We start from the raw sequence: 18759 nt of genomic DNA on the forward strand, positions 1-18759 counted from the left end.
AATGAGTAAATTGGAAAAAATAGGTTTGATATAGAATGGAGGGTTAGTCATGAAGCGAGTTTTTGGAATACTTGTTTGTTTCATGTTATTGCTTTCTGGTACTTCAGTTAGTTTTGCACAATCTGAGAAAACGAAGCAGGAGAAAACAGAAGAGACCGCGCCGAAGTTAGCGGAACAAGCGTCGTCAGCGATCGTAATTGAGCAAGATACAGGTAAAGTTTTGTTTGATAAAAATCCGAATGAAAAGTTACCACCTGCTAGTATGACAAAGATTATGACAATGCTTTTAATTATGGAACAAGTTGAAAAAGGAAAATTAAAACTGACAGATAAAGTGAGAGCGAGTGAACACGCAGCTTCAATGGGCGGATCACAAATCTTTCTAGAACCTGGGGAAGAAATGACTGTAAATGAAATGTTAAAGGGCATTGCAATTGCATCTGGAAATGATGCATCTGTTGCAGTGGCCGAGCATATCGCTGGTTCAGAAGAAGGATTCGTAAATATGATGAACAAAAAAGCGAAAGATTTAGGACTGAAAAATACACATTTTCAAAATCCGACAGGTCTCCCGGCGAAAGATCATTATTCCACAGCGAATGATATGGCTATTATGGCGAAAGAGTTGATGAAGTATCCACTTATTCGAAAATACACAGGTAAATATGAAGACTATTTACGTGAAAATACGGATAAGAAGTTTTGGCTTGTTAATACGAATAAGCTAGTACGTTTTTATCCTGGAGTAGATGGAGTGAAAACAGGCTTTACGACAGAAGCGAAATATTGTTTAACAGCATCAGCTGAAAAAAATGGTATGCGTGTTATTTCAGTTGTAATGGGAGCACCTACATCAAAAGAACGGAACAATCAAGTAACGAAGCTACTTGACTATGCATTTGGTCAATATATGACAAAAAAATTGTATACACGTGGCGAAAAAATTAAGACTGTACAAGTAGGAAAAGGTAAGGAAGAAAAAGTAGATTTAGTTGCGTCAGACAATGTGTCTCTTCTTATGAAGAAGGGCGAAAATATGGACAAAGTTAAACAAGAAGTGATTGCTGAAAAGAAAGTGAAGGCACCGATTAAAAAAGGTGATGCACTTGGCACACTTGTTATTAAAAGAGATAAAGATGTTTTATTAAAACAAACAATTGTAGCGAAAGAAGATGTTGATGCAGCTAGCTGGTGGGAGTTATTTAAACGAAGCTTTGGGATGTTTTCAACATCAAAATAGCGGTGAAAATTTTGCCGCTTTTCTGTTCGTATTTACGGGGATAATTGCTGAAAGGTTTCACTTTATGGCGAAATAGTTCTTCTTTTGTCAGTAGGAAGGATTCTGGTTTTATATCACGAAAATCTTATGTTAAAGAATAAAGTTTGAGCATAAGGAGGAAATCGTGTGAGTCTTTCCATGCATTTAGAAGTAAAACGTGACGTCTTATGTGTGAGGCTAGAGGGTGAATTAGATCATCATACTGCTGAAGAGTTGCGAACGAAAGTAACAGATATGATTGAGACACATGGTGTTCATCATATTGTTTTGAGCCTAGAGAACTTAACATTTATGGATAGTTCAGGTTTAGGCGTTATATTAGGCCGATATAAACATGTAAAGGGATTAGGTGGAGAGATGGTTGTCTGTGCAATTTCACCGCCTGTTAAACGTTTATTTGAAATGTCAGGTCTATTCAAAATTGTTCGTTTAGAAGAAAGTGAAGCGCATGCGCTCGCGACGTTGGGGGTGGCATAGATGAGAAATGAAATGAACCTTCAATTTTCAGCGTTAAGTCAGAATGAATCATTCGCTCGTGTTACGGTAGCTGCTTTTATTGCGCAATTAGACCCGACGATGGAAGAACTAACAGAGATTAAAACAGTTGTGTCAGAAGCGGTTACAAATGCAATTATTCATGGGTATGAAGGAAATGCAGAAGGTGTTGTTTATATTTCAGTGATTTTGGAAGAAGCGATGGTGAAACTCACGATTCGAGATGAAGGGATTGGTATCTTTAACTTAGATGAAGCAAGACAACCCCTTTTTACAACTAAACCTGAATTAGAGCGTTCCGGAATGGGATTTACTATCATGGAAAATTTTATGGATGAAGTAGAAGTTATTTCAAACGAATCTTTCGGGACAACAATCCATTTGACAAAATACTTATCAAATAGTAACGCTCTATGCAATTAAGGAGAATAGCCAATGGACATAGAGGTCAGAAATGAGAAGAAGAAACCTCAGTTAAAGGACCACGAGCTAAAAGCGTTAATTCAAAAGAGTCAAGATGGAGATCAACAAGCGAGAGATACAATCGTTCAAAGTAATATGCGTCTCGTATGGTCGGTTGTGCAGCGATTTCTTAATCGAGGATACGAACCAGACGATTTATTTCAAATTGGATGTATTGGACTCTTAAAATCGGTAGATAAATTTGATTTATCTTTCGACGTGAAATTTTCAACATATGCAGTTCCAATGATTATCGGTGAAATACAACGATTTTTACGTGACGATGGATCAGTGAAAGTAAGTAGATCTTTAAAAGAAACAGGAAACAAAGTCCGAAAGATGAGAGACGAGCTTTCGAAGGAATTTGGAAGGGCTCCAACGATTAATGAGGTAGCAGAGGCTCTTGAACTAACGCCGGAAGAAGTTGTTCTGGCGCAAGAAGCGAGTCGTGCTCCTTCGTCGATACATGAAACTGTGTATGAAAACGATGGAGATCCAATTACTATTTTAGATCAAATTGCAGATCAATCGGAAACGAAATGGTTTGATAAAATTGCTTTAAAAGAAGCAATTAGAGAATTGGATGAACGAGAAAGGCTAATTGTGTATTTGCGCTATTATAAAGACCAAACCCAATCAGAAGTAGCGGAGCGCATAGGCATTTCACAAGTACAAGTTTCAAGACTTGAAAAGAAAATATTAAAACAGATGAAAGATCGAATAGATGAATAGCTATCTATTCGATTTTTTTTTGTTGTAACGTATGGTTGGTCGATAGCGGCAGCGTTTCTTATAGTTGCACTAGTCATTAGTCTGAAGAAATGGAATGCACAAATACATTCAGACTCTGCCTAGCTGGAAAAAGAATGGAAGTACCGAGGTGTTTCATGATGAGCGGATCAGCGATTATGATGATGGTTATAGGTATGGTAGTCATTTGGGGAGGACTTGCATTAAGTATTGCAAATTTATTTAAGAAAAAGGCGTAGCTGAAAAACATCTGTACCGAAACGGTACAGATGTTTTTTTATGAAAAAATTGTATTAGAAAAAATTCCAATAACCATACTACAACTACGAGGAAGAGTGAAGGGGTGAATGAAAATTGGAACAAACGATTTATATTAAAATGCGCAATCGCTTAAAAGTGTCTTCTACGTATGAAGTAAAGCTGAGCGATGTTGCTCAACTTGCCGGAGATTCTTTGGTAGTTGAGTCGTTACAAAATGAGATAGTCTACAAAATAACAGCGCATGATAAAACACATGTTGTAATTGATGTTATGAAAGTGATTGAGATTATTCAACAAAAAGCGGCTCACATACAAATTAATTTACTTGGTTCTGGAGAAACTCTTGTTGAAATTATATACGAAAAAAAGAAAGTACATCCGGTTTTCTTCGGACTTGTATGGTTGTTACTTTTCATTGGAGCGGCCCTTGCGATCATTTATTTCCATGAAGATGTAAGTATGCAACAAGTACACCAACGGTTATATTACATGATTACTGGAGAATTTAAGGCGCAACCACTTTTATTTCAAATTCCTTATTCATTAGGTCTTGGATTAGGTATGGTCTTATTTTTTAATCATGTATTTCAAAAGAGAATTAATGAAGAGCCGAGCCCGTTAGAAGTTGAGATGTTTCAATATCAGCAGTCGCTTGATCAATATGTAATTGTTCATGAAAACAAGGATAATATGAAACAGATTGCTGATGATTGAGTGTGCATTTGTTGTATTAATTGGTTTAGCTGGAGGGATTGCAGTAGGTAGCGGATATGTCGCGTTTTTAGCTGTACTTGGTATAATCCCTCGTTTAGCTCAATTAACGAGAAGTGGAAAGCATATTCAATATTTTGAGTGGGCGGTCATTGCAGGTACTTTAACAGGGGCTTGGTGTAGTCTGAAAAATATTACATTTCACACGTCACAATATTGGCTTGTTATATTAGGGATATTTTGTGGCACATTCATTGGAATGCTGGCTGCGGCGTTAACGGAAGTGTTAAACGTTTTACCTATTTTAGCGAAACGAGTAAGGGTAGAGGGGAAAATTATTGTTTTACTGGTTGCTCTTGTACTTGGGAAAGTAATAGGCTCGTTGTTTCACTGGATTTATTTCGTAAAGTAGGAGGCAATATATATGGCAGGACGAAAATTGAAGGACGATTACATAAATAAAGTGAAGGAGTACCATCCAAAACCGAACTATTTCATAAATTGTGTGAAGGCATTTCTTGTTGGTGGACTCATTTGTACGGCGGGAGAAGTGTTGATGAAATTTTATATACATTACTTTCACTTTAGTGAGAAAGAGGCAGGAAACCCTACAGTTGCAACTCTTGTTTTACTATCAGCGATTTTAACAGGGTGTGGTGTATATGATAAAATCGGGCAGTTTTCTGGAGCGGGATCAGCAGTACCAGTTACTGGATTTGCGAATTCTATGGCGAGTGCCGCGCTAGAACATAGGAGTGAAGGGGTTGTTCTAGGAATCGCTACTAACATGTTTAAGCTTGCAGGAAGTGTCATTGTATTTGGAGTCGTCGGTGCATACATTATCGGGCTAATAAGATATACATTTCAAATTTTAATGTCTTAAAGGAGGGGTGGGTATGAGATTGACAGGAAAACAAACGTGGGTATTTCAAAATGATATCTTCGTGAATGCAACTGGTACTGCTGTCGGTCCGAAAGAAGCTGAAGGCCCTCTTGGAAAGGATTTTGATATTTCATATTCTGACTTACATTGCGGAGAGGAAAACTGGGAACTTGCTGAACGAAGGTTAATGTCAGACTCGATTCAACAAGCGATGCAAAAAGGGAATATAAAAAAATCACAAATTGATTTCTTTTTAGCGGGAGATTTATTAAACCAAACAGTGACAGCAAATTACGTTGCTCGTGAGTATGGTATTCCTTTTTTAGGGATGTTCAGCGCTTGTGCGACGTCAATGGAAACTTTGGCTGTTGGATCCGCTTTTATAGATGGTGGATTTGCGAATCGTATTTTAGCTACAGTAAGTAGTCATAATGCGACGGCTGAAAGACAATTTCGTTACCCAACAGAATACGGAGGACAAAAGCCAGGGACAGCAAACTCAACTGTTACTGGAGCAGGGTCAATATTAATTAGCAATGAGGAGAGTGCAATTAAAATAACAGCAGCAACAATCGGCAAAGTACAAGATTTAGGAATTGCTAATCCTTTAGACATGGGATCAGCGATGGCACCAGCTGCTGCTCATACAATTCAACAGCATTTTGAAGATTTGAGAAGAAGTGCAGCTGATTATGATCTTATTGTTACTGGTGATTTATCAGCTGTTGGGACACCAATTGCGAGACAACTTTTACTTGAGGAAGGATATGATTTGGGGAATGTATACAACGATTGTGGATTAATGATTTACAATTCAAATCAAGAAGAAGTGTTTGCAGGGGGCAGTGGTTGTGCGTGTTCAGCTGTTGTAACATACGGCCATTTATTGCGTGAAATGCAAAAAGGAAATTTACAACGAATTTTTGTCGTTGCAACTGGAGCTCTATTAAGCCCCATGATGATGCAACAGAAGGAAACGATTCCAACGATTGCGCATGGTGTTGTGTTTGAAAGCGTTAAAGGAGAGTGAATTGTGGATTTTATATACGCATTTCTTGTAGGAGGAGCTATTTGTGTAATTGGACAAGTGTTGCTGGATTTCGCAAAGTTAACACCGGCACATTTAATGGCAACTTTTGTAGTCGCCGGAGCTATTTTAGACGGATTCGGATTGTACGATAAGCTTATAAAATTTGCAGGTGCTGGGGCAACGGTCCCTATTACAAGTTTTGGACACTCACTATTGCACGGGGCAATGCATGCGGCAGAAAAACATGGATATTTAGGAATTGGAATCGGTATGTTTAGTTTAACGTCTGCGGGGATTTCAGCAGCGATATTATTTTCATTTTTTGTTGCACTTATATGTAAACCGAAAGGATAAATCAAATGAGACGAAGGGTTGTTTTGGTCACAGATGGAGATGAATATGCAAAGCGGACAATTGAGCTGTTAACAAAGGAATTTGGGGGAAGGTGTATTTCGGCATCGCAAAGTAATCCGACCAAATTGACAGGGAAGAAAGTTGTTGAGCTTATTATGCAAACGCCATATGACCCTGTATTTGTCATGTTTGATGACAGCGGATTTATAGGAGAAGGATCTGGTGAAAAGGCGTTAAAGTATGTCGCAACACATAAACAAGTTGATGTACTGGGTATTTTAGCAGTAGCATCTAATACACATCATTGGGAATGGGCGCGTGTAGATGTAAGTGTAGATCGGAATGGGAATTTGACAGAATACGGCGTTGATAAATTTGGACTCCCAGATGGTGAAGTTGGCAGGATTAGTGGGGATACGATTTATTGTTTAGATGGTCTGAATGTTCCTGTCATTGTGGGGGTCGGTGATATTGGTAAGATGTGCGGAAATGATGAATGGGAGAGAGGATCACCTATTACTAGAAAAGCGATTCAATTAATTTTGGAAAGGAGTGGGTTTTATGACGAAGCCTAAAAAAGTGAATATCCCGATTTCATCTTTTTTAAGTGATAATGAAAATTACTTAAAGCAAACAGTTGGACTGGGTGTTACATACGATGTTGGTATTCGTAAATTTCAAATTTTAAATAAAGAAATTGGTGTGTTATTTGTAAATGGACTTTGTGATACGAATTATATTATCCCTATTTTAGAAGAAGCGGTGGATACAAATGAAATAAGGGATGTAGAAGAAGATACAGTAAAGCTTTTAGAGAATCGTTTAATTCATCAACAAGTAAGTAAAGTAAAAACGATGGATGAGGTAATGCTCCAAGTATTATCGGGACTCATTGTTATATTTGTGGAAGGTGAAACGGAAGCGTTCGCAATAGATGTTCGTAGTTATCCGGGCCGGACACCGACAGAACCAGATACAGAAAAGGTAGTGCGCGGTGCAAGGGATGGCTTTGTTGAAAATATCGTTGTAAATACAGCGTTAATTCGTAGAAGAATACGCGATCCACGTCTTCGAAATGAAATGATTCGAGTCGGAGATAGATCGCAAACGGATATTTGTATTACATACGTTCAAGATGTTGCAAATCCAGATTTAGTAAAGATTATAAAACAAGAATTAAATAACATTGATGTAGACGGGATTACGATGGCGGATAAAACAGTAGAAGAATTTGTAGTTAAACAAGGTTATAATCCATTCCCGCTTATTCGATACACAGAAAGACCAGATGTAGCAGCAAATCATCTATTAGAAGGACATGTGTTAGTACTCGTTGACACATCACCAAGTGTTATGATCACTCCAACAACATATTTCCACCATTTACAGCATGCAGAAGAGTTTAGACAAAATCCAGCTGTAGGTACATTTTTACGTTGGGTACGTTTTTTAGGTGTTATATTTTCGCTGTTCTTACTGCCATTTTGGTTAGTTTTTGTTTTTAATCCAACTCTTTTACCGGAAAGTCTTGCTTTCATTGGACCAAACAAGATGACGCACTTACCAATTTTATTACAAATTTTGATGGCGGAAATCGGGCTCGAGTTTTTAAGGATGGCTGCCATTCATACACCGACATCATTGTCGTCTGCAGCAGGATTAATTTCTGCCATATTAATTGGTCAAATTGCAATTGATGTAGGTTTATTTGTACCAGAAGTTATTTTATACGTAGCAGTTTCTATGATTGGAGCATACGCTACGCCAAGTTATGAACTAGGGCTTGGGAATAAGATAGGGAAATTGTTTGTAATTATTTTAACAGGCATATTTCATGAAATGGGATTTGTCATTGGAATGACGATATTGATTCTATTTTTAACATCTATAAAAAGCTTGCAAACACCGTATTTATGGCCGTTTTTACCGTTTGATTGGGGCGCGTTAACGAAAATTTTACTTCGTCCAACTATGTCTAGTTTAAAGGTTCGTCCAAGTATTGTAAGACCTCAAAATGTGCGAAGACAAAAATAAGCGGGATTATGCTCCTGCTTATTTTTTATTGAAAATTTATTGTTTTTTTAACAAAAATCAAACATTTTTTTTGTACAATTAGAGTAGATATTGTGTATGAGAGGGGAAGAGGACATGATTAAACTATTTGTAAGTGATTTAGATGATACGCTCGTTTACAATGTGAATCATATGCAAAAAGAAGATGAACGAGCGCTTTGTTGGCTAGCTGAAAAAGGGACAAATATTTGTTTTGCCTCTGGCCGTTTTACTCACCGAATTGATGAGGCGGTAAAAAGGTTTTCGTTCCCGTATTACACAACTAGTTTAAATGGAGCGACAATGATACTACCGGATGGAAAGGTATTTCATGAATCGAGTTTTGAAGATGGGGTTGCCCAGGAAATATATCGATATATACATAAAAAGGGACTAGCAGATATTGTTTGTGCAAATGAGCAGCGATATACAAAAAGGAAGAATGAACATCACCATACTTTTGAAGAGTATATGGGAGTGCATATTGCTGAAATCGAAGAATTAGAAGAGGAATTTGGGAAGACTGTACATCCTGCGAAATTATTTGTTTTTGGCGAAGAAGAAAAAATTGTAGCATTAGATCAAGAGTTGAGAGATACATTTCATAGTGAAGCAGAAGTTTTTATATCGGGTAAGCGATATGTTGACATTATGCCAAGAGGTGTAAGTAAAGGAAGCGCTCTGAAGCGATTAATGGAACATTTACAAATTGAAGCAAATGAAGTTGCGTGTATTGGAGATTCTTTCAATGATATTTCTATGTTTGAAGTAACCCCGCACTCCTTCAGCCTCCATCATGCTCATCCGTATGTGAAGGAGAAAGCAAATCATGTTGTTCGTTCGGTTGAAGAAGCTATTATGAAATTACCGTTACTTGTATAAAAAAGAAGCTCGTCACTGGCGAGCTTCTTTTTTACTTGAATAAAGATTTAACGAAATCAATGATACTAGAGAAGAAATCTTTTACTTTATCTAGGAAACTTTGCCCTTCTTCAGATCCTAAGAAGGCAGACACATGGTCTTTTGCTTTATCTAATTGGCTACCAACTTGGTTCCAATCGATATTAAGATTTTTCATTTTATCAAATAACGATACTAAGTTATCCAACTGTTCATCTGTTAATGTAATGCCAAGTTGATCAGCAATTTTTTTAATTAATGAACGTAAATCTTCAGTTGTTTTTGGCTGTTCTTTTGCAATTTCTTCTTTAATTTTTGCAACAAGTTGAACTGCTTTTTCTTCACCGATTTTATCACCAAGTTTTGCTGTTTGTACCATTTCTTCATTGGCTACTTTTTTAACATCTTCTGGAATTTCTTTGTTCGATGTTGTTTCATAGGCCTTCATTAAACCTGTTAAAGCAGCAGTTCCGGAAACTTTAAATGGTGCAGTAATTTGAATCTCTGCATCTTTCACACCTGCTGTAATAAGTGCATTTGTATACATTGCATCTGTTATCGAATTAATGTTTTTTGAGCGTACAATGAGACCAGACCCTGGTTTTGTGTATGTAATCATAGAAGAGGAAATTGCTCTTGTACCAATTTGTGCTTTTGGAACAATTCCTTCTAGAAATTTATGTTCTTCCGCATTAGACACAGTGATGATTGTAGCATCTTTTGGTGCTTTCATTTCTTTTAACAGCTCTTGTTTTTGTTGTTCAGATAAGTTTTCTCCTAGTGTAACAATTGATTCTCCCTCAATGATGTCTGCAAATGAAGCTGTTGGCATAATAAATACGGCTACAGCTAATAGCAGAGCTAGTAATTTCGCTTTCACGAAAAATCGCTCCCTTTCTCTTTCTGAAATTTTCGGGCAACACAGTTATTATAGTATATTTTTAAAATTTGTCACCTAGCTTTTTCCACATTTCGAAAAAGAAGTATGCAGATTGTCGGATTCTTTTTGTTTCTCGTCATGAATATGGTAATATAGTGCTGAGATAGTTGAAAGGAGACATATACATATGAAAACTTTAGGATACATATTAATGGAAAATGGCGAAAAAATCGATTTAGAATTTTTCCCAGAAGAGGCACCAAAAACAGTAGAAAACTTTAAAAAATTAGCAGAGCAAGGATTTTATGATGGCGTGACATTCCACCGCGTTATTCCTGGCTTCGTAAGCCAAGGTGGAGACCCAACAGGCACAGGTGCAGGTGGCCCAGGTTACTCTATTCCATGTGAGACTGATGGAAATCCTCATAGACACCTTGTTGGATCACTTTCTATGGCACATGCTGGCCGTAATACAGGTGGTAGCCAATTTTTTGTTGTTCATGAGCCACAACCGCATTTAGATGGCGTACATACTGTATTCGGTAAAGCAACAAGCGGTATTGAAACAGTATTAAACATGCGTCAAGGTGATGTAATGAAAGAAGTTAAAGTTTGGGAAGAATAAGTTATGAGAAAAAGAGAGCGATTTTGCTCTCTTTTTTTATTTTCTATAAACAGGAATCGGTATATATTTTAAAGTATATGACACAAATAGGACGACTACTAGCGTTAAAATATATTGTTCATCAGAACACACTTTTAACAAAATACATAGAATGGAGTACGAATTATATGCTTCAATAAATGGATTTCTCTTAACATATTGCTTTTGGTAGAACTAATTTGTTCAAAAGTGGTTAATAATTGAAATGTGATGAGAAAGGGATTCTCCTTTTAGTTCCTATACAGTATTGTCTCTTTTTTTGAGCGGTGTAATAGAGAGAAATAGCGTGGAAACATATATTTGACTTTCTTCTTAACGCTTTGTATGATTATCAAGTTGTTTCAGCCTCTTCTCACTCTGGTAAAAATATTGTAGAATGAATGTGATATGAAAAGAGTGATTGATGGGATAAATAGTTTGTAACTTTTGTAAGAAGGGATAAGGGTTATGTTAATTCGTTTTAAAAAAAGTTATGAAAAAATTGCAATGGGGCTTCTTTCATTTATGCCAACTGAAAAAGATGTAAAAACATTACAATTGACAATGAAAGAGTATGAAGCGAAAGAGGATTGGCAATTGTATTTGTGGAAACAAAATGAAGATTTTGTTGGGATAATGGGGATTATAAAAAAAGAAGATCAGGTATTGGAAATTCAGCATTTGAGCGTGAATCCGTCTCACCGTCATATGGGGATTGGGACGAAGATGGTTCAAGAGCTTAAGAGTAAATTTCTTGAGTTTACAATTTGCGGAAATGAGCAAACAGCAAGTTTTTGCAAAAAGTGTAAAGAGCTTGAACAAAATATACATTCATGAAAGCAGGGATAAGTGGTTTATTATCTCTGCTTTCTTTTTTGTAGTTGTTCGTGTCGTTCAGAAATGACTTCTGTTCGATCACGCAATGTGTGCTTATTTATGATGTATTCACCAGGAATGAAATTCACATCTTTCCAAGAGAGGTTTTGTTTTTTACATAACTGTATGCATTGTTTTTCTAACGATGCGTCTAATAATGGTAAAAATAACGGCGCGAAAAATTCCTTTTTGTGGATAGATTGTAACCTTTCATTTAATAAGAATATAAGATGTTTATGATCTATTCCTAATTGATGTAACGGCACACTGTTCTTTTCTAAAAGTGCTATTGCGCTTTTTATCATCTTCTCTGCGCCATTCCAGTTGGATCGTCTGTGATGGTATAAGGAAACAGCAATTTGAATGAGACCGACTAAGTAAGTGTCGCGTTCTCCTCTAGGTTTTAATTTCCAATACTCTTCTAATATTTCATGACATTCAAAATAATCACAGTCTCCGTGAAAATGAATTAAAAATTGTATGTACTCGGTAGGATACATTTTTTTTCGCTCCTGTCTAACGGTTATATGTACAGTTTATCATAGAAATATTAACAATAAGCGACTAGGGAAGTATCCCTAGTCGCTTTCTTGCTTCCTATTAGCAGAAGCAAGCTGCTCCTACAATGATTAGTAAAATGAACAGTACAACAAGTAATGCGAACCCACCGCTAAAACCACAATCAACGTGACCCATAGTTTTTTGACCTCCTACATTGTTCTTACTACATTGTTATCATATGAAGCGGTGGGCATTATGACATGGGCATAGGTCTATTTTTAATTAAATTTCTTAAAAAGGTTGGATAGAACATGAGTATGCTCTATACTTATGGTGTTATAGAAAAAATGTGGTGGGATGCTTTGTGCAGTATAATTTTAAAGTAGAGGCTTTTGAAGGGCCTTTAGATCTATTGTTACACTTAATACATCGTTACGAAATCGATATATATAATATTCCTGTAGCGGAAATTACAGAGCAATATCTATCTTATGTCCATACGATGAAAGAATTACAATTAGATGTTGCCAGTGAGTATTTAGTAATGGCTGCAACGTTATTACAAATTAAAAGTAAAATGTTGTTACCGAAACAAGAAGAAGATGTACCTGATAACGGTGAAGACTTTATAGATGACCCTCGTCAAGAATTGATGGAGAGGTTAATTGAATATAAGAAATATAAGCAAGTTGCTACTGAGTTAAAAGAAAGAGAACAAGAAAGAGCACAGCTATATACACGTCCGCCAATTGATTTTACATCATTTCAACAAGAAGAGGAGACAAGCTTACCTCTTGATGTTACGTTATATGATATGTTAGCGGCATTTCAAAAGCTAATGCGTCGTAAAAAAGCAAAGACCCCCGTAACAACGCGAATTACTCGCCAAGAAATACCAATTGCACAGCGAATGACGGATATTCTACAGCAGTTAGAAGTAAGAGGCGGTCGTCAAAGTTTTTATGATTTGTTTGCTGATGAAGAACGTGAAATAATGGTTGTAACATTTTTAGCGGTTCTTGAGCTAATGAAAAATCAACAAATCATAATTGAGCAAGAACATAATTTTGATGAAATTTTCGTATCAAGCTCTAATAAATCCTTATAGAGCCAGCAAGTGAAGATGGGATAGAAATATTTTATCTCATGTTAGGTTTTAATGTATCGTTTGGAACGAGAGAAGAAATATTGAACCGAACGCATTTACTGTGATTCGGTTTTTTTATGTGTATTTTTTATGGAAAATAGGAGGAAGGAGTTCGTAAAATGGATAGAAAAGAACAAAAGGCGATTATTGAAGGGCTTTTATTTGTTGCAGGTGACGAAGGGATTTATCCGGAACAGATAGCTAAAGTTCTGGAAGTTGAAGTGGAAGAAGTAATAAACAGTATAGAGGAAATGCAAAAAGAATGTGAAGGATCGAATCGCGGTCTGCAAATTGTGCAATATGCAAAAGTGTATCGTTTTGCAACAAAGAAAGAACATGCTGCATACTATCAAAAATTAATAGATACCCCAACAACGGCGTCACTGTCTCAAGCAGCTCTTGAAACGTTGGCAATCGTTGCGTACCGTCAACCGATTACAAGGACAGAAATGGAAGAGATTCGAGGTGTGAAAACAGACAAGGCATTACAAACGTTAGTTTCACACTTACTTATAAAAGAAACGGGAAGAGCGGAAGGACCGGGGCGCCCTATTTTATACGGAACGACGAAAGAGTTTTTAGATACGTTTGGATTGAAAACATTAGATGATTTACCACCTCTTTCGGAAGAAAATGAACAAATGAATGAAGCAGATTTATTCTTTGGTTCTTTACAGGAATTATCAAAATAAAAGCTTAGCATTTTGCTAAGCTTTTTTTGTATATCAATTACAGAGCGTGCCATACTAAATGAAAAAAGGAGACGAGCTATGAAGGGTGTACGGAGTATTCTATTGTTGGTTTCTGTTTTATTATGTTTTTCGTTAAACAGCGCATCGGCTAAAAGATATATGATGTCTATTCATACTACGTCTTCTATACATATGCAGCGGCAACATTTCGGTAAAATGAAAGTGAGTTTTTTAAAAGTTGGACAAGGTGATGCGACACTTATTACATTGCCAAATGGTCAAACGATGTTAATAGATGGGGGCCCTTATGAAGCGGGAGAGGTTATTATTCAAAAACTAATTGAAAAAAGAATTAATCATTTAGATGTGATTGTAAGTACTCATCCTGATATGGACCATATAGGGGGGCTTATTCCAATTGTAGAACAAATGCCAGTTTCACTCGTATTAGATAGTGGGAAAACATATAGTTCATTTACTTATCATACGTATCGGAATAACATTAAAAAAAGGGGCATTCCTTTCATTTCAGTGAAGGAAGGACAATACATACCGCTAGATCCACATGTTTCTATACAAGTATTGAACAATGGTAAATCAAAAGACGAGAATAACGAGTCCTCAATTGTGTTAAAGATTCGATATGGTAAAGCGGACTTTTTATTAATGGGTGATGCTGATATACGGACGGAAAATGAAATATTAAAGCAATTTGATATACATGCAGATGTATTAAAAGTTGGGCATCATGGCTCGTATACTTCAACGAGTGAAACATTCTTAAAAAAAGTAGATCCACAATTCGCTATTCTTTCGTACGGGAGTAGAAATCCGTATGGGCATCCTCATCAAAGTGTAGTAAGACGATTAAAACAGCGTGGTATAATGATATACGGAACAAACAAACGTACTGTAGAAATAGAAACAGATGGTGAACATATTACTATGGGGGCTAGCGGTTTTATGCCATTACTTAAGTAACTAATTATATAAGAGGGTATTTTCCATTTTGGAAAAAATGAATAATATATATTATAATGAAAAAGAAATCAATTTCCTTTTTTCGCTGAACGAAGAGGAAATTTCATTAGAATGTATAGACAACTACTTGTGTGTATATTAAGATGGAATTAGGCGAATAAGGTAATAATAATAAGTAGGTATTTCATGGGAAAGGATCGATGAAAATGAAAACGCAAGTTGTCATCAATGCCAAAATTTATACAGGTAAAGAAGTAGTGGAAAATGGATTTATTCGTTACGCAGAAACAGTTAAAGAAATTGGTTTGATGGCTCAATATGTATCACAAGAAAATGAAACTGTGTTAGATGCGGCAGGAAAGATTGTGATTCCAGGTATGATCGATGTTCATATTCATGGTGGATACGATATTGATGCGATGGATGCAAATAGCGATGGATTAGTAACTCTTGGTAAAGAAATGTTAAAAGAAGGAGTTACAACTTACTTCCCAACAACAATGACACAAGCTCCAGAAGCGATTGAAGCGGCGCTACTTGCTGCGAAGGAAGCGAAAGATAAAGGAGCACATTTCGAATATATTCACTTAGAAGGACCATATGTTTCAAAAAAACGTGCGGGTGCACAACCACTTGAACATATTGTTCCTGCGAGTATCGAGCAATTTAAACAATGGCAGGAAGCAAGCGGTAATCTAATTAAATTAGTAACATATGCACCGGAAGAAGAAGGTGCGTTAGAGTTTGAACAGTATCTTGCTGAAACAGGTGTTGTTGGCACAATGGGGCATACAGATGCGATTGATGCACAACTGAAAAATAGAAAAATTACACATGCAACACATTTATATAACCAAATGCGTGGATTACATCATCGTGAACCAGGAGTTGTTGGTCATGTGTTATTAAATCCAGATGTAATGGTTGAAGTAATTACAGATGGTATTCACATTCACCCTGATATGGTGAAATTAGCGTATAAATTAAAAGGGCCGAAAAAAGTAAGTGTCATTACAGATGCAATGCGTGCAAAAGGTCTTGAAGAAGGATTATATGAACTTGGCGGACAGCCAGTACATGTAAAAGATGGCAGTGCTCGATTAGAAGATGGAACGTTAGCTGGTAGTATTTTAAAAATGGATCAAGCTTTCCGAAATGTAATTGAATTTACAGGATGTTCAATCGAGGATGCAGTGTTGATGACATCAGTTAACCAAGCAGAAGAGTTTGGATTAAATAATAAAGGCGCGTTAGCGGCAGGCAAAGATGCAGACTTTGTTGTTATGACTGAAGAATTACATGTATATGATACGGTTCGTTTAGGAATTCATATGAAGGAAGGGAAGTAATAAGATGAATATTCTTGTTGTAAAAACTCCAGAAGAATTAGCAGAAGCAGGTTATAAGTTAATTAAAGAGGTTGTAAAATCAAAAGAAAATCCAACTTTAGGAATGGCTACAGGAAGCTCTCCATTAGGTATTTATGCAGAAATGCGAAAAAATAAACTTGATACAAGTCATACAACCACTGTAAACTTAGATGAGTACGTAAATTTACCACACGAAGATAAAAACAGCTATCACTATTTCATGCAAGAACAGTTGTTTGATCATCTTCCATTTAAACAAACTTATGTACCGAATGGGATGGCAAGTGATTTAGAGGAAGAGTGCAAGCGTTATGAAGGCATTCTAGTAGCTAACCCAGTTGACTTACAGATTCTTGGAATCGGTGAAAACGGTCACATCGGATTTAATGAGCCAGGAACACCATTTAATTCTCCAACTAACATTGTAGAATTAACAGAATCTACGCGCCAAGCAAACCTTCGCTTCTTTGAAAATGAAGAAGATGTGCCGACTCATGCGATTACAATGGGAATTGGAAGTATTATGAAAGCAAAACAAATTCTACTTGTTGCTATGGGATCTAAAAAGGCAGAAGCTATTAAAGAGCTATTGCAAGGTGAATATAGTGAGGCGTGTCCTGCTACAGTTTTACAACGTCATCCGAATGTAACCGTAATCGCAGATCCAGAAGCTCTATCTTTATGCAGTGAGGCGATTGCTGATGAACATCGACAAGTATTCACCATTTCCGATCTATTATCAGATTCAAGAGTGGGTGAAACAGCTAATTGAGGAAGGCGAATGGAAGCCGGGAGATAAAATTCCATCTGAGAATGAACTTTGTGATAAGTTCGAAGTGAGTCGTATGACAATCAGACAGGCGATTAATAACTTAGTGGAACAAGGTTATTTATACCGGAAACGTGGGATTGGAACGTTCGTCCAACTTCCGAAAGTGGAGCAAAAGTTGCAAGGAATGACGGGATTCACAGAAGATATGATTTCTCGTGGTATGAAACCGAGCAGCCAGTTATTAAGTTTCCGCCTAGTTCCAGCTACTGCTAAAATAGCAGACCGGCTGAGAATACAAGAGGGAGAATCGGTTTATGAAGTGAGGCGTACGCGCTTAGCTGATGACGAACCGATTGCATTTGAGACGACATATTTGTCGCCAACTCTTGTGAAAGATATTAACGAAGAAATATTGCAACAATCTTTATATGAACATTTAGAGAAAAAACTGGGCTTTAAGCTTGTTCGCGCTACTCAATCAATTGAAGCTTCAATTGCAACGGATAATGAAGCTGAACATCTGCATATTCCTAAAAAGGCGCCTGTACTTGTAATGCGTCAATGGTCATATTCAGAAGGTGAGTTACCGTTAGAGTATGTGAAATGTATTTATCGTGGGGATCGTTACAAGTTTATTACGAACATCGCACGTAACAAGTAATATATTTCAGTTTGTGAAGTACAGTGAACTTTGATGTTTTCAACATGTAAAGAAATAAAAACACGACTCATCCTTATAAGGATCGAGTCGTATTTTTATTTGCTTCTTCATTATAAACAAGTACTTGGTTAACGGCATCTTTGACAGCATCTACTACATAGTGAGCGTGCTCTTTTACCGCGTCATCAGCTTGAGACATAGCAAAACTATGAGGAGTTAAAGAAAACATTGGAATATCATTGTAAGAATCCCCTATGCACGCAACCTCCTCTGGTTGTATTTGAAACTCTTGTAATAAAACAGAAATAGCAGAACCTTTACTAATATTGGGTGGCATTACATCTAAACATTGTTCAGCTGAAATGAAAGTACTAACTTTTCCATGGAATTTTTCATCAATCTTTTTTTGAAGGAGTTGTAAGTTTTCCTTTGTTCCACCGATAGAAATTTTATTTGGAAAAATTGTATCATCGATTTTCTGTAATAAATTTGGTTCTTCAACAGAAGTCATTGTTATTTGTTTTTCGAGTTCATGAATAAAAGGTGTCTTTTCTTCAATATAGTAATTATGCTCATCACTTACATAACGGAAATAAGGGTCTTGATTTGTCATTGATAACAAATCAGGTAGAATACTGGAATCGAATGTTGCAGATAATAGTTGTTTATTTTCTTGTGTATATACGAAAACACCGTTCACACTAATGCGATGGAAATTTGTATTTACAGCCTTCATTAAGTCTGCGATTTCATTATCAAGTCGCCCGGAAGCGAAACAAAGAATAACATTTTGCTCAGCAAGACTGCGAAGTGCTACAATATCTTGTTCATCAATTAGACCTCCATGTTGCATCATTGTACCGTCGATATCACTTACAAACATTTTAATCATGTTGCTATCTCCTTTCTATGTACAGTTGCTCTTACATTATACGCATCATATACAAACATGTCTAAAAAATGAATTTTTATCAAATGGTAGATGTTTTACATTGACGACAAAGAAGAATATTCTGTAACATAAAAGTAGGCTATTTAAGTACGAGGGTGGTGTTATAT

The 18759-nt window shown here is 36.5% G+C and carries 25 protein-coding genes; 21 read left to right on the forward strand and 4 right to left on the reverse strand.

The window, feature by feature from the left end; translation table 11 throughout:
* Positions 1-49 precede the first annotated feature (49 nt).
* The 13 genes from dacF to AB3X48_RS01945 all read left to right on the forward strand — a co-directional run bounded on the left by dacF (position 50) and on the right by AB3X48_RS01945 (position 9159).
* A complete protein-coding gene (gene dacF, locus AB3X48_RS01885; RefSeq protein ID WP_002145909.1) occupies positions 50-1240 on the forward strand; it encodes a serine-type D-Ala-D-Ala carboxypeptidase DacF in 1191 nt (396 codons plus the stop codon).
* Between the two features lie 165 nt (positions 1241-1405).
* Positions 1406-1756: an anti-sigma F factor antagonist gene (spoIIAA, locus tag AB3X48_RS01890; RefSeq protein ID WP_002088460.1), complete on the forward strand. Its 351-nt coding sequence runs from the start codon at positions 1406-1408 to the stop codon at positions 1754-1756.
* Positions 1757-2197, forward strand: coding sequence for an anti-sigma F factor (gene spoIIAB / locus AB3X48_RS01895; protein WP_001243400.1), 441 nt, complete (start codon positions 1757-1759; stop codon positions 2195-2197).
* Between the two features lie 12 nt (positions 2198-2209).
* A complete protein-coding gene (gene sigF, locus AB3X48_RS01900) occupies positions 2210-2968 on the forward strand; it encodes an RNA polymerase sporulation sigma factor SigF (protein WP_002111619.1) in 759 nt (252 codons plus the stop codon).
* A gap of 134 nt (positions 2969-3102) precedes the next feature.
* Positions 3103-3225, forward strand: a complete 123-nt coding sequence (locus AB3X48_RS01905) for a methionine/alanine import family NSS transporter small subunit (RefSeq protein ID WP_367958655.1) — start codon at positions 3103-3105, stop codon at positions 3223-3225.
* A gap of 115 nt (positions 3226-3340) precedes the next feature.
* Positions 3341-3961: a stage V sporulation protein AA gene (locus AB3X48_RS01910; protein ID WP_016106088.1), complete on the forward strand. Its 621-nt coding sequence runs from the start codon at positions 3341-3343 to the stop codon at positions 3959-3961.
* On the forward strand, positions 3954-4370 hold the full coding sequence (gene spoVAB, locus AB3X48_RS01915) for a stage V sporulation protein SpoVAB (protein WP_016106087.1): 417 nt from the start codon (positions 3954-3956) through the stop codon (positions 4368-4370). Before AB3X48_RS01910 ends, spoVAB begins: the two co-directional genes overlap by 8 nt.
* Before the next feature lie 12 nt (positions 4371-4382).
* Positions 4383-4841: a stage V sporulation protein AC gene (gene spoVAC, locus AB3X48_RS01920; protein WP_002160614.1), complete on the forward strand. Its 459-nt coding sequence runs from the start codon at positions 4383-4385 to the stop codon at positions 4839-4841.
* Between the two features lie 13 nt (positions 4842-4854).
* Complete coding sequence (gene spoVAD, locus AB3X48_RS01925; protein ID WP_016106086.1) at positions 4855-5871, forward strand: stage V sporulation protein AD; 1017 nt, start codon at positions 4855-4857, stop codon at positions 5869-5871.
* Positions 5872-5874: 3 nt separating this feature from the next.
* Complete coding sequence (spoVAE, locus tag AB3X48_RS01930; protein WP_002014916.1) at positions 5875-6225, forward strand: stage V sporulation protein AE; 351 nt, start codon at positions 5875-5877, stop codon at positions 6223-6225.
* Positions 6226-6230: 5 nt separating this feature from the next.
* A complete protein-coding gene (gene spoVAEA, locus AB3X48_RS01935; RefSeq protein ID WP_002111611.1) occupies positions 6231-6800 on the forward strand; it encodes a stage V sporulation protein SpoVABEA in 570 nt (189 codons plus the stop codon).
* Positions 6787-8259 carry a spore germination protein SpoVAF gene (gene spoVAF, locus AB3X48_RS01940; RefSeq protein WP_016106085.1) on the forward strand — a complete coding sequence of 491 codons (1473 nt, stop codon included), beginning with the start codon at positions 6787-6789 and terminating at the stop codon, positions 8257-8259. Before spoVAEA ends, spoVAF begins: the two co-directional genes overlap by 14 nt.
* Before the next feature lie 96 nt (positions 8260-8355).
* Positions 8356-9159, forward strand: a complete 804-nt coding sequence (locus tag AB3X48_RS01945; RefSeq protein WP_033714022.1) for a Cof-type HAD-IIB family hydrolase — start codon at positions 8356-8358, stop codon at positions 9157-9159.
* Positions 9160-9190: 31 nt separating this feature from the next.
* Here AB3X48_RS01945 and AB3X48_RS01950 read toward each other — a convergent pair whose 3' ends face one another.
* Entirely contained in the window at positions 9191-10057 is an 867-nt protein-coding gene (locus tag AB3X48_RS01950; RefSeq protein WP_002111608.1) for a DUF1002 domain-containing protein, read from the reverse strand.
* Between the two features lie 187 nt (positions 10058-10244).
* On the opposite strand from AB3X48_RS01950, the gene AB3X48_RS01955 reads away from it, so the two are divergent.
* Together AB3X48_RS01955 and ribT are read left to right on the forward strand one after the other, a co-directional pair.
* A complete protein-coding gene (locus AB3X48_RS01955; protein WP_000853785.1) occupies positions 10245-10682 on the forward strand; it encodes a peptidylprolyl isomerase in 438 nt (145 codons plus the stop codon).
* 486 nt (positions 10683-11168) lie between these two features.
* Positions 11169-11537, forward strand: coding sequence for a GNAT family N-acetyltransferase RibT (gene ribT, locus AB3X48_RS01960; protein WP_000908403.1), 369 nt, complete (start codon positions 11169-11171; stop codon positions 11535-11537).
* A 20-nt stretch (positions 11538-11557) separates the two neighbouring features.
* On the opposite strand, the gene AB3X48_RS01965 is transcribed toward ribT, so the two are convergent.
* Positions 11558-12076, reverse strand: a complete 519-nt coding sequence (locus AB3X48_RS01965) for a DUF309 domain-containing protein (RefSeq protein WP_002199444.1) — start codon at positions 12074-12076, stop codon at positions 11558-11560.
* A 100-nt stretch (positions 12077-12176) separates the two neighbouring features.
* Positions 12177-12272, reverse strand: a complete 96-nt coding sequence (locus AB3X48_RS01970) for a YjcZ family sporulation protein (protein WP_000510194.1) — start codon at positions 12270-12272, stop codon at positions 12177-12179.
* A 169-nt stretch (positions 12273-12441) separates the two neighbouring features.
* Between AB3X48_RS01970 and AB3X48_RS01975 the strand changes: the two genes are divergently transcribed.
* From AB3X48_RS01975 to phnF, 6 genes are all read left to right on the forward strand, one after another.
* A complete protein-coding gene (locus AB3X48_RS01975) occupies positions 12442-13185 on the forward strand; it encodes a segregation/condensation protein A (RefSeq protein WP_002111606.1) in 744 nt (247 codons plus the stop codon).
* A 158-nt stretch (positions 13186-13343) separates the two neighbouring features.
* Complete coding sequence (scpB, locus tag AB3X48_RS01980) at positions 13344-13916, forward strand: SMC-Scp complex subunit ScpB (RefSeq protein ID WP_002111604.1); 573 nt, start codon at positions 13344-13346, stop codon at positions 13914-13916.
* Positions 13917-13994: 78 nt separating this feature from the next.
* The gene (locus tag AB3X48_RS01985) at positions 13995-14897 is read left to right on the forward strand and encodes a ComEC/Rec2 family competence protein (protein ID WP_016106084.1); all 903 of its coding nucleotides are present in this window, start codon (positions 13995-13997) and stop codon (positions 14895-14897) included.
* Between the two features lie 206 nt (positions 14898-15103).
* Positions 15104-16246: an N-acetylglucosamine-6-phosphate deacetylase gene (gene nagA / locus AB3X48_RS01990; RefSeq protein ID WP_002160622.1), complete on the forward strand. Its 1143-nt coding sequence runs from the start codon at positions 15104-15106 to the stop codon at positions 16244-16246.
* A gap of 4 nt (positions 16247-16250) precedes the next feature.
* Positions 16251-17039, forward strand: coding sequence for a glucosamine-6-phosphate deaminase (gene nagB, locus AB3X48_RS01995; protein WP_016106083.1), 789 nt, complete (start codon positions 16251-16253; stop codon positions 17037-17039).
* Positions 16969-17700, forward strand: a complete 732-nt coding sequence (phnF, locus tag AB3X48_RS02000; RefSeq protein ID WP_078172874.1) for a phosphonate metabolism transcriptional regulator PhnF — start codon at positions 16969-16971, stop codon at positions 17698-17700. Before nagB ends, phnF begins: the two co-directional genes overlap by 71 nt.
* 73 nt (positions 17701-17773) lie before the next feature.
* Here the strand turns inward: phnF and AB3X48_RS02005 are convergent, their stop codons facing one another.
* Entirely contained in the window at positions 17774-18592 is an 819-nt protein-coding gene (locus AB3X48_RS02005; RefSeq protein WP_016106082.1) for a Cof-type HAD-IIB family hydrolase, read from the reverse strand.
* Positions 18593-18759: the final 167 nt, after the last annotated feature.

This window comes from Bacillus sp. S4, assembly GCF_040838205.1.
Classification (GTDB): domain Bacteria; phylum Bacillota; class Bacilli; order Bacillales; family Bacillaceae_G; genus Bacillus_A; species Bacillus_A cereus_U.